Genomic DNA, 10250 nt, shown 5'->3' on the forward strand with positions numbered 1-10250 from the left:
CCGACTGTGATCAACGCTGGCGTGGGTAATCCGGAGCCGGGGGCCGGGCGGATTGGAGCAGGCTGTGAACGGCTGCGACGGGACATGCGAGGGGACACCAGTCCGGGAACGGCGCGGCAACGGATCATCCGGGAGACGCAGGGACGGGAAAAGCAGAAGAAACCAGAAGAACCTGATAACCAGCAGAACCGGAAGAACCGGAAGAACCGGAAGAACCGGAAGAACCGGAAGAACCAGCAGGACCGGAAGAACCGGAGAACCGGGAGAGCCGGGAGAACCGGAAAGTCCAGAAGGGAACGGACCGGCATGAGCGTGGAGCGCGAACCGTCGACGGAGGGGGCGCTGCGGGTGCGGCGCCGTCCGGCGCGGACCCGAGCGGCCGTTCTGGTGCTGCACGGCGGCCGGGCGGAGAGCCGCAGTGCCGCCCGCCCGTGGCAGCTCGCGGCGCTGCGGATGCGCCCCTTCCTGCGGGCCCTGGAGGCCGCCACCGGCCGCGACGACGTGCTGCTCGCCCGGGTGCGCTACCGCAGCCGCGGCTGGAACGGCGCCGCCGCGGAACCGCTGCGGGACACTCGGCGCGCCCTCGCCGAGCTGCACGGCCTGGCCGGTGACGTGCCGGTGGTCCTGCTCGGCCACTCGATGGGCGGCCGGGCGGCCCTGCGCGCGGCGGGCGCCGACCGGGTGCGCGGGGTGGTGGCCCTCGCGCCCTGGTGTCCGCCGGGCGAGCCCGTCGCCCAGCTGCGGGACCGGGACGTACTCGTCCTGCACGGCAGCCGCGACCGCGTCACCGACCCCGCCGAGTCGGCCGCGTACGTCGCCCGCGCCCGCGGCGCCGGTGCCCGGGCGGGGATGCTGCTGCTGGAGGACGGCGACCACGCGATGCTCCGCCACCACGCCCGCTGGCACCGCACCGCGACGGCGGCGGTCGCCCACCTGCTCGACGCCGAAGCGGCGCCCTGCGAGCTGTACGGCCAGGCCCTCGCGGCGGCCGAACCGCCGGTTCTCCGACCGGGACGGCACACCACGTCCGACCTGGGACCGGGGCCGGAGCCGGGGCCGGTGCGGGAGCCCGGCTGCTAGCCTTGCGGGGACTTCGACCGTTGAGCACCGTTGAGCAGGGAGTCGCGGACATGGTGGGTGACGACGACATCTCCGGGTGAGACCCGGTCCCGGCAGGCCGCAGCGGGCGCGTTCGAGCGCCGTCGCAGCGGCCTCCTCGTCGTTCCCTTCCTCCCTGTCTGCCGGGCAGTGGTCTGTTCCCTGCCCCTTGCCTCCCCGAGGTCGTCTCCATGTCCGACGCCACCGTCCGCTGCTCCCGTCTGTCCTTCTCCTGGCCCGATGCCACCCCCGTCTTCGAGGACCTGTCGTTCACCGCGGGCCCGGGCCGTACGGGCCTCGTGGCCCCCAACGGTGCCGGCAAGTCCACCCTGCTCAAGCTGATCGCCGGGGAGCTGCGGCCCGCCGCGGGCTCCGTGTCGGTGTCCGGTGTCCTCGGCCACCTGCCCCAGGCCCTTCCGCTGACCGGCGGCCTCACCGTGGCCGAGGTCCTCGGCGTCGACGCCGTGGTCCGGGCCATCGACGCCGTCGAGTCCGGAGACGTGGCCGAGGAGCATTTCACGGTCATCGGCGACGACTGGGACATCGAGGAGCGCACCCGCGCCCAGCTCGACCGCCTCGGCCTCGACGGCCTCGCCCTGGACCGGCGGCTGAGCACGCTCAGCGGCGGCCAGGTCGTCTCCCTCGGGCTCGCCGCCCAGCTGCTGAAGCGGCCCGACGTGCTGCTGCTCGACGAACCCACCAACAACCTGGACGTGGCGGCCCGCAGCAGGCTCCACGAGGTGCTGACGGACTACCACGGCTGCCTGCTGCTGGTCAGCCACGACCGGGAGCTGCTCGACCGCATGGACCGCGTCGCCGAACTCGGTCGAGGCGAACTGCGTTTCTACGGCGGCAACTTCACCGCGTACGAGGAAGCGGTCCGTGCCGAGCAGGAGGTGGCCGAGAAGAACGTCCGCAATGCCGAACAGGAGTTGAAGCGGGAGAAGCGGGAGCTGCAGCAGGCCCGTGAGCGTGCCGACCGCCGCGCGAGCAACGCCGCCCGCAATCTGAAGAACGCCGGCCTTCCCCGGATCTTCGCGGGCACCATGAAGCGCGGGGCACAGGAGTCCGCCGCGCGGGCGGGCCAGACCCATGCCGACCGGGTGGGCGGGGCGAGGGCGCGGCTGGCCGAGGCGGAGCGGTCACTGCGCGAGGAGCAGCGCATCACGCTGGATCTGCCGGAGACGGACGTCCCCGCCGGGCGCACCCTCTTCCTCGGTGAGCGGCTGCGGATCCGGCTCGGCGACAGGGACGTGTTCGCGGGAGCCGGCGTCGACCTGACGGTCCGCGGTCCCGAGCGGATCGCGCTGACGGGGGCCAACGGGACGGGCAAGAGCACGCTGCTGCGTCTGGTCAACGGCGACCTGGCACCGGGGGGCGGCGGGGTCAGGCGCGCCGACGGGCGCGTCGCGTACCTGTCCCAGCGGCTGGACCTGCTCGACGACGGACGTACCGTCGCCGAGAACTTCGCCGCCCACGCCCCGGACCGGCCGGAGGCCGAGCGGATGAACCTCCTCGCCCGCTTCCTCTTCCGGGGCGCCCGCGCGCACCTGCCGGTCGGACTGCTGTCCGGCGGCGAGCGGCTGCGGGCCACGCTGGCCTGTGTCCTGTGCGCGCGGCCGGCCCCGCACCTGCTGCTCCTGGACGAGCCGACGAACAACCTCGACCTGGTCGGCGTGGGACAGTTGGAGAGCGCGCTGAACTCCTACCGGGGAGCCTTCGTGGTCGTCAGCCACGACCGTCGGTTCCTGCGGGAGATCGGTGTGGGCCGGTGGCTGGAGCTGGCCGACGGCGGGCTGACGGAGACGGGGGCGCCCCAGGAGTGAGCCGCCGGGGGCGTGCGGCCGGCGGCGAGTGGTCGGCGACGGGGCACGTGGTGTCCGTTTGCGGCCGGCGGGTGCGGGGCGGCAGGCTTCGGGGGTGGCCACTTTGCTGATCGTCCATCACACGCCGTCGCCGAACTGCCGGGCGATGCTCGAAGCCGTCGTGTCCGGGGCGACCGCGCCCGAGATCGAAGGGGTGCGGGTGGTCCGGCGGGCGGCGCTGGCGGCCACGGCCGTCGACGTGCTGGAGGCCGACGGTTACCTGCTGGGCACTCCGGCCAACCTGGGTTACATGTCGGGTGCGCTGAAGCACTTCTTCGACCAGGTCTACTACCCGTGCCTGGACGAGACGCGGGGCCGCCCCTTCGGCTACTACGTGCACGGGGGCAACGACACCACGGGCGCGGTGCGCGGCATCGAGTCGGTCACGACGGGGCTCGGCTGGCAGCGGGCGGCACCGGCGGTGAGTGCGACCGGGGAACCCGGCAGGGCCGACCTGGAGGCCTGCTGGGAGCTGGGCGCCACGCTCGCCGCCGGGCTGACGGAGTGACGCTTCGTGGACCACGTTCGAGGCCGGTCTGGTCCGGGCCGCAGCCGGTGTGGTCCGGGCCGGGACCGGTCGGGTTTGGGCCCGGGGCGGGACCGTTTCAGTCCGGGCCGAGGCCGGTCTGGTCCTAACTTAGGCCCGTCTCGTCCGGACCCAGACCCGTCTGGTCCGGACCGAGGTCGGCCCGGTCCGGCAGCGTGGCCAGGAAGCGCACGTGCGGGCGGTCGTCGGGGCCGGTGCGGGTGACCTCGGCGTGGACCCGGTACACCTCCGCGACCAGGTCCGCCGTCAGGACCTCGGCCGGTTCGCCGCGGGCCACGACGCGGCCCTCGGAGAGTACGACCAGGTGGTCGCAGTACATCGCCGCGAGGTTGAGGTCGTGCAGGGCGACGACGCTGGTGACGGGGAGCGCGGCGACGAGCGCGAGCACGTCCAGCTGGTGCCTGAGGTCGAGGTGGTTGGTCGGTTCGTCCAGCAGGAGTTCGCGCGGCTGCTGGGCGAGGGCGCGGGCGATCTGGACGCGCTGGCGCTCGCCCCCGGAGAGGGTGTGCCAGAGCCGGTCGGCCTGTGCGGTGAGGCGGGTGCGCCGCAGGGCGTCGGTGACCGCCTCCTCGTCGGCCGCCGACGCCGGTGCCCAGGAGCGGCGGTGCGGAATGCGGCCGAGCCGGACGACGTCCCGGGCCGTCAGTTCCACCTGCGTGTCCGCCTGCTGCTCGACCACGGCCACGCGGCGGGCGACGTCCCGGCGGCCCATCCGGTCCAGTGGGCGGCCGTCGAGGGTGACGACGCCGGACGCCGGGGCGAGTACGCCGGCGAGCAGCCGCAGCAGGGTCGACTTGCCCGAGCCGTTGGGGCCGAGCAGGCCGGTCGTGGCCCCGGGCCGGGGGCTCAGGTCGACGCCGTCCAGGATCAGGCGTCCACCGGCGGCGCGGGAGACCCGCTCGGCGCTCAGGGTCACCGGTACCTCCGGGTGCGGTACAGCACGAGGACGAAGGCGGGCACGCCGATCAGCGAGGTCACGACGCCCACCGGGACCTCCTTGGGTTCGAGGACGGTACGGGCCAGGGTGTCGACCCACACCAGGAACACGGCCCCGGAGAGCGCGCAGAGCGGCAGGAGACGGGCGTGCCCGGGGCCGGTGAGGGCCCGTACGGCGTGCGGCAGCACCAGGCCGACGAAGCCGATCGCGCCGGCCGAGGCGACCAGCACGGCGGTGAGCAGGGCGGTGACGCACAGCAGCACCAGCCGGGTGCGGGCCACGTGGACGCCGAGCGTGGCCGCGGCGTCCTGGCCGAAGGCGAAGGCGTCCAGCGTCCTGGCGTGACCGAGGCACACGGCCAGGGCTACCGCGAGAACGGCCGTGCCGGTCCACACGTCCGGCCAGCCGGCGCCGCCGAGCGAGCCGAGCAGCCAGAACAGGACACCGCGGGTGGTCTCGGCGTCGGCCGCGGTCATCACCACGAAGGAGGTGAGGGCGGAGAACAGCTGCATCGCCGCCACGCCCGCGAGCACCACCCGGTCGGTGGAGCCGCCCAGGCTGTGGCTGAGCAGCATGACCAGCGCGAAGGAGCAGACCGCCCCGAGGAACGCGCCGCCGGAGACGGACAGCGCGCCGCCGCCCACGCCGAGGACGACGACCAGTACGGCCCCGGTCGAGGCGCCCGAGGAGACGCCCAGGACGAAGGGGTCGGCGAGCGGGTTGCGCAGCAGCGACTGCAGGACGGCGCCGCACACGGCGAGTCCCGCGCCGCACACCGCCGCGAGGAGGGTGCGGGGCAGCCGCAGGTCCCAGACGATGCCGTCGCGGAGCGGGGAGACGTCCCCGGCGGTGGTGCCGGCGCCGAGGTGGGCGGCGATCACGGACCACACGTCGGCGACGCCGATGTCCGCCGGGCCGACGGTGACGGCGAGGGCCACCGAGACGCACAGGGCGGCGATCCCGGCGGCCGGCAGCCACACGGGGCGGACACGGCGGGCGACGGGTATGCCGGAGGCCGCCCGGCCCGCGGTCTCCGCCCCCTCGGCGGACGTCACTTGGTGAGCCCGTACTCGCGCAGCGCGGCCGCCACCTGCTCGATGCCCTCGACCGTGCGGATGGTGGGGTTCATGGCCTGGCCGCTGAGCAGCACGTACCGCTTCTCGCGTACGGCGGTCATGTTCCTGGTGACGGGGTTCGACTCCAGGAACTCGATCTTCCCGGCCGCCGTCTCGGCCGTCTGCGACTTGCGGGTGAGGTCGCCGAGGACCAGCACGTCCGGGTCGCGGTCGGCGACCGTCTCCCAGCCGACCTGGGGCCATTCCTCGTGGGTGTCGTCCATGGCGTTCTCCGCGCCGACGGCCCGGGTCATGACGCCGGGGGCGCCGCAGCAGCCCGCCATGTAGGGCGAGGTGGAGTTGGCGAACCAGTACATGATGCCGACGCCGGAGGCGTCGATGCCGGCTGTCGCCCTCCGCACCCTGGACTTGAGGTCGGCGACGAGTTTCTCGCCGCGCTCCTCGACGTCGAAGACGCGGGCCAGATCACGGACTTCGCCGTAGACCGTGTCCATGGTGAGGGCCTCGTCCCGGACGCCGTCGCCGTCGCCGCTGTTGTCCTTTCCGGCGCAGTCGGACGGGGAGAGGTAGGCGGGCACGCCGAGTTCGGCGAACCGTTCGGGCGTGGCCACGCCGCCGGTGCCGAGCGTGGAGGCGAAGGAGGCGGCGACGAAGTCGGGTTCGGCGTCCAGGACCGTCTCGAAGGACGGCATGTCGTCGGCGAGCCGGGGCACACCCGCGTTGGCCTTCTCCAGTCCCTTCATGACCGGGTCGGTCCAGGTGGCGGTGCCCGCCATGCGGTCGGCGAGGCCGAGTGAGAGGAGTATCTCCGTGGTCCCCTGGTTGAGGGAGACCGCCCGTTCGGGGGGCGCGGTGACCTCCACGTCCTGTCCGCAGTCGCGGACGGTGCGCGGGTAGCCGGCCGCGGCGTCCGCCGCGGCCGAGTCGCCGCCGGACGTCCCCGAACCGCAGCCGGCGGCCAGCAGGGCACCGGACAGGAGCAGGACGGGACCGCGCAGGGCACGACGCGAGAAACCGTGGGCACAGCGGGAGAGGCCGTGGGCACGGCGGGAGAACAGGGTCCGGCGGAGGCCGACGGGGCGCGCTGCGGGCAAGGACGATCCTCTGGCGTCGAGGGCTCATGCGCGAAGCCCGTTCGTACGATGCGGCCCGCGCCGCACGCGGCACGGGTGCCAGCAGGTCTTCGGACTCGGGTTCGTCCGGACGGAACGCCTTCCCGGGCGGCGTGTGCCGCCCAGTGGCCCGTGTCCCGCCCGTCACCCTCACCGCTGCGCGTCAGCTCCGGATTCGCACCGGATTCCCTGACCCACCAGGTGGGTTCGACTGGCTTCCGCAAGCTACCACAGGGGCCCCGGACCGCCGGGGGCGGGCGACCGCCCTGCCCGTCCCCGGCGCCGACGCGCCCGCCCGCGCGTCAGCTCTTCGGCATCAGGACGCTGTCGATGATGTAGACGTTGGCGTTGGCGGTCTTGACGTTGCCGCAGACGACGTTGGCGGAGTCGTTCACCTTGTAGGACTCGTCCGAGCCCGAGGTGGTCAGCTTGGACTTCTGCAGGGTGTCGAACGAGCCGTTCTCCAGGTCCTTGGGCGCGAGCTTCTGGCCCACGACGTGGTAGGTCAGGATGTCGGTGAGCATCGCCTTGTCGTTCAGGACCTTGTCCAGGTCGGCCTTCGGGATCTTCGCGAAGGCGTCGTTGGTCGGCGCGAACACCGTGATGTTCTCGGCGTTGTTGAGCGTGTCGACCAGGCCGGCCTTCTTCACCGCCGAAACCAGCGTGGACAGGGCCGGGTTGTTCGACGCCGCGGTGGCGACGGGGTCCTTGGCCATGCCGTCGAACGAACCGGCGCCCTCCTTCGGCACCGTGGAGCAGGCCGGGCCGAACGGCTCGTCGCTGTCGCCGCCGGACATGCCGCCGGAGGTGTCCGCCGACTGGTCGCCGCCGGCCGCGGGGGCCGACGACTCAGCCTGGGCGGAGTCCGAGGAGCCGCTGTCGCCGTCGTCGGAACAGGCGGCGAGCGACAGGGGCAGGACGGCGGCCGCGACGACGGCGACGGCAGAACGACGAATACGGGCGTTCATGGAGGTTCTCCCTGAAAACAGGCAGCACGAAGGATGCGTGGATCACGAAGGCTGCGTGGATACGGAGTCGTGAGTACGAGTCGTTGTGACGGAGTCGTGAGTACGGGTCGTTGTGACGGAGTCGTGGACGGGGAGCTGTGGTGCGGGGCCCGGTCGGCGTACGGCGGCCCGCCGAGTACGCGGTGCCGCTGCGCGGCGGCCGGCCGACCCGGATCCGGGGTCAGCCGCCGGTTCGTCGGCGGCGTGGTCTCGGTTCTCTGCTCACACCGGGAATCCGGAGCAGGCCCGGTTCCGGATTGGCCGATCACCCGATCGCGTGAGGGAGTTTTCCCGGCACCGCTGTGACCTGGTCTTTCCCGAGGGAATCTCCCGAGGAATCTCCGAGGAGGAGAGGAGCACTCAGAGATGCGTGGCGGCGCGGAGGACGAGGAACATGGTGACGGCGGCGTTCGCGGACGACATCGCGGACATGGCCGTACCGGCGGCCGCGCCCCACGCTGCGAGGCCCACCGAGGTGAAGACCGGGGGCCAGGTGCGGACCGCGGGAGCGGGGCCCAGCAGGGCCGCCACCCGGCGCGGCACCGGGCCGGGGGCCGCCAGACCGGCGAGGGTGGCGACCGGCGTGCCCCGGGAGACGAGAGCCGCCTTGCCGATCGCGGTCGCCACCGTGCGCCGGTCGCCGACCGCCCGTGCGGCCGTCTCGTCGGCCCACCGCTCCGCCGTGTAGGCGACGACGGTCCGCAGGGGCCGCAGGAACGGATTGGCCAGCGCGGCGAGCCGGACGGTCAGCAGGAAGCGGTGGTGCCGGTCGGTCAGATGGGCCCGTTCATGGGCGAACAGCGCACGCCGTTCAGCCGGTTCCAGGCAGTCGAGGAGGGCCGTGGTCACCACCACCCGGTCCCGGCGCCTGCCGGGCAGCGCGTACGCGTAGGGCACGTCGTCCGGCAGTACGGCCACCGTCGAGCCGGGCAGCCCGGCCAGGGCGCGGTGGGCACGGCGGCGTACCCGGCCGTGACGCCACAGGGCCCGCGCCGAGGCCGTGACCACCACGCACAGGGCCGGGATGGCCGCCTTGCCGGCGACCTCGTCGTAGGGCACCGCCGCCCGCACCTCCGGGTCGGACCAGCCGTCGGGCAGGGGGTTGCCCGGGAGCTGCGCGGTGCCGACCACCATGAGCAGGGCCAGGCAGAGGGTGCTGCACAGGGCCATCACGGCGGCGACGGCGGTCAGCAGCCGGGTCGCGGTCCGCGGGTGCAGGTGCTGCTCGGCCAGCCGGGCGACGGGCCACGCCGTGAGCGGCAGGACCAGCGGCAGGAAGACGAAGACCCCCATGCGGCGTCAGCCGCCCTCCGCGGCGCGGGCGTGCCCGAGCAGCGCGCGCAGCAGCCGCTCGTCGTCCGGATCGAGGCCGGTGACGAAGCTGGCCAGTACCGCCTCACGGTCGCTCTCGGCGTCCAGGACCTTCCGCATCTTCCGCGCGGCCAGACCGGCGTGGTCCGAGGCGGGAGTCCAGGCGAAGGACCGGCCCGCCCGCTCCCGGCTGACCGCGCCCTTCTCCAGCAGCCGGGTCAGGATCGTGATGACCGTGGTGTAGGCGAGGTCGCCGCCGAGGTTCTCCTGGACCCAGCCGGCCGTCACCGGGCCGTCCGCCCCGCTCAGCGCCGACAGCACCAGTGCCTCCAGCTCGCCCTGGCCCCGCCGCCGCGCACGCCGGTGGTCCGTCACGACCCGCCTCCTCACTGCCGCCGTCCGTCTTCCGGGGCGACATCGTATAGAAGGCGGGCCGGAAGGCGGCCGGAGAGGGGCCGGAGAGGGGCCGGAGGGCCAACTTCTACAGTGTTGTAGATTGTCGAGTGGGCGCACGGACGCGCCCGGCGGTCGTGATCGGCGGGACGTGCGCAACGGAACGTGATCAGCAGCCGTGACACGCGAACACGACGAAGGAGAACGCAGTGGGAGTTTCCCTGGCCAAGGGCGGCAACGTCTCGCTCAGCAAGGAGGCGCCGGGCCTGACCGCCGTACTGGTCGGTCTGGGCTGGGACGTGCGCACCACGACCGGCACCGACTACGACCTGGACGCCTCCGCCCTGCTCCTCGACACCTCCGGCAAGGTGCTCTCGGACCGGCACTTCGTCTTCTACAACAACCTCACCAGCCCGGACGGCTCGGTCGAGCACACCGGTGACAACCTCACCGGCGAGGGCGAGGGCGACGACGAGGCGGTCAAGGTGAACCTCGCCGCCGTCCCCACCGAGGTCGACCGGATCGTCTTCCCGGTCTCCATCCACGACGCGGAGAACCGCGGCCAGAGCTTCGGCCAGGTGCGCAACGCGTTCATCCGGGTCGTCAACCAGGCGAACGAACAGGAACTCGCCCGCTACGACCTGTCCGAGGACGCCTCGACCGAGACCGCGATGGTCTTCGGCGAGCTGTACCGGCACGGCGCCGAGTGGAAGTTCCGGGCGGTCGGGCAGGGTTACGCCTCGGGCCTCGCAGGCATCGCGGCGGACTTCGGCGTCAACGTCTGAGCCGTACCCACACCCATACCCGTCCCCGTACCCGTGGCCGGCGACCGGCTGTCGAGCGGGGTCCCTTGCTGAGCGAGACGTTGCCGCCCTTGGCCAGGGAAACTCCCACTGCGTTCTCC

At 73.2% G+C, this 10250-nt stretch carries 10 protein-coding genes and 1 riboswitch; of the genes, 4 read left to right on the top strand and 6 right to left on the bottom strand.

Annotated elements, in window-relative coordinates:
* The first annotated feature begins 306 nt into the window (after positions 1-306).
* The 3 genes from HZS56_RS16140 to HZS56_RS16150 all read left to right on the top strand — a co-directional run bounded on the left by HZS56_RS16140 (position 307) and on the right by HZS56_RS16150 (position 3471).
* Positions 307-1080, top strand: coding sequence for an alpha/beta fold hydrolase (locus HZS56_RS16140; protein ID WP_216721380.1), 774 nt, complete (start codon positions 307-309; stop codon positions 1078-1080).
* A gap of 209 nt (positions 1081-1289) precedes the next feature.
* Positions 1290-2924 carry an ABC-F family ATP-binding cassette domain-containing protein gene (locus tag HZS56_RS16145; RefSeq protein ID WP_216721381.1) on the top strand — a complete coding sequence of 545 codons (1635 nt, stop codon included), beginning with the start codon at positions 1290-1292 and terminating at the stop codon, positions 2922-2924.
* 94 nt (positions 2925-3018) lie between these two features.
* Positions 3019-3471: a flavodoxin family protein gene (locus HZS56_RS16150; RefSeq protein WP_216721382.1), complete on the top strand. Its 453-nt coding sequence runs from the start codon at positions 3019-3021 to the stop codon at positions 3469-3471.
* A 124-nt stretch (positions 3472-3595) separates the two neighbouring features.
* Here the strand turns inward: HZS56_RS16150 and HZS56_RS16155 are convergent, their stop codons facing one another.
* The 6 genes from HZS56_RS16155 to HZS56_RS16180 form a co-directional block, all read right to left on the bottom strand.
* Positions 3596-4426, bottom strand: coding sequence for an ABC transporter ATP-binding protein (locus tag HZS56_RS16155; protein ID WP_216721383.1), 831 nt, complete (start codon positions 4424-4426; stop codon positions 3596-3598).
* Positions 4423-5502: a FecCD family ABC transporter permease gene (locus HZS56_RS16160; RefSeq protein ID WP_374201170.1), complete on the bottom strand. Its 1080-nt coding sequence runs from the start codon at positions 5500-5502 to the stop codon at positions 4423-4425. Before HZS56_RS16160 ends, HZS56_RS16155 begins: the two co-directional genes overlap by 4 nt.
* Complete coding sequence (locus HZS56_RS16165; protein WP_216721392.1) at positions 5499-6581, bottom strand: ABC transporter substrate-binding protein; 1083 nt, start codon at positions 6579-6581, stop codon at positions 5499-5501. Before HZS56_RS16165 ends, HZS56_RS16160 begins: the two co-directional genes overlap by 4 nt.
* Positions 6582-6680: 99 nt before the next feature.
* Positions 6681-6866, bottom strand: a riboswitch (cobalamin riboswitch).
* 71 nt (positions 6867-6937) lie between these two features.
* A complete protein-coding gene (locus tag HZS56_RS16170; RefSeq protein WP_216721384.1) occupies positions 6938-7603 on the bottom strand; it encodes a fasciclin domain-containing protein in 666 nt (221 codons plus the stop codon).
* Positions 7604-8002: 399 nt separating this feature from the next.
* On the bottom strand, positions 8003-8935 hold the full coding sequence (locus HZS56_RS16175) for a M56 family metallopeptidase (protein ID WP_216721385.1): 933 nt from the start codon (positions 8933-8935) through the stop codon (positions 8003-8005).
* A gap of 6 nt (positions 8936-8941) precedes the next feature.
* Positions 8942-9328, bottom strand: a complete 387-nt coding sequence (locus HZS56_RS16180; RefSeq protein WP_216721386.1) for a BlaI/MecI/CopY family transcriptional regulator — start codon at positions 9326-9328, stop codon at positions 8942-8944.
* Positions 9329-9555: 227 nt separating this feature from the next.
* On the opposite strand from HZS56_RS16180, the gene HZS56_RS16185 reads away from it, so the two are divergent.
* Positions 9556-10131: a TerD family protein gene (locus HZS56_RS16185; protein ID WP_216721387.1), complete on the top strand. Its 576-nt coding sequence runs from the start codon at positions 9556-9558 to the stop codon at positions 10129-10131.
* Positions 10132-10250 lie beyond the last annotated feature (119 nt).

It is taken from the genome of Streptomyces mayonensis (genome assembly GCF_018982965.1).
GTDB classification, from domain to species: Bacteria; Actinomycetota; Actinomycetes; order Streptomycetales; family Streptomycetaceae; genus Streptomyces; species Streptomyces mayonensis.

Coding starts and splice junctions, on each gene's coding strand:
- HZS56_RS16140 (WP_216721380.1), top strand. CDS start 307: ATGAGCGTGGAGCGCGAACCGTCGACGGAGGGGGCGCTGCGGGTGCGG.
- HZS56_RS16145 (WP_216721381.1), top strand. CDS start 1,290: ATGTCCGACGCCACCGTCCGCTGCTCCCGTCTGTCCTTCTCCTGGCCC.
- HZS56_RS16170 (WP_216721384.1), bottom strand. CDS start 7,603: ATGAACGCCCGTATTCGTCGTTCTGCCGTCGCCGTCGTCGCGGCCGCC.
- HZS56_RS16175 (WP_216721385.1), bottom strand. CDS start 8,935: ATGGGGGTCTTCGTCTTCCTGCCGCTGGTCCTGCCGCTCACGGCGTGG.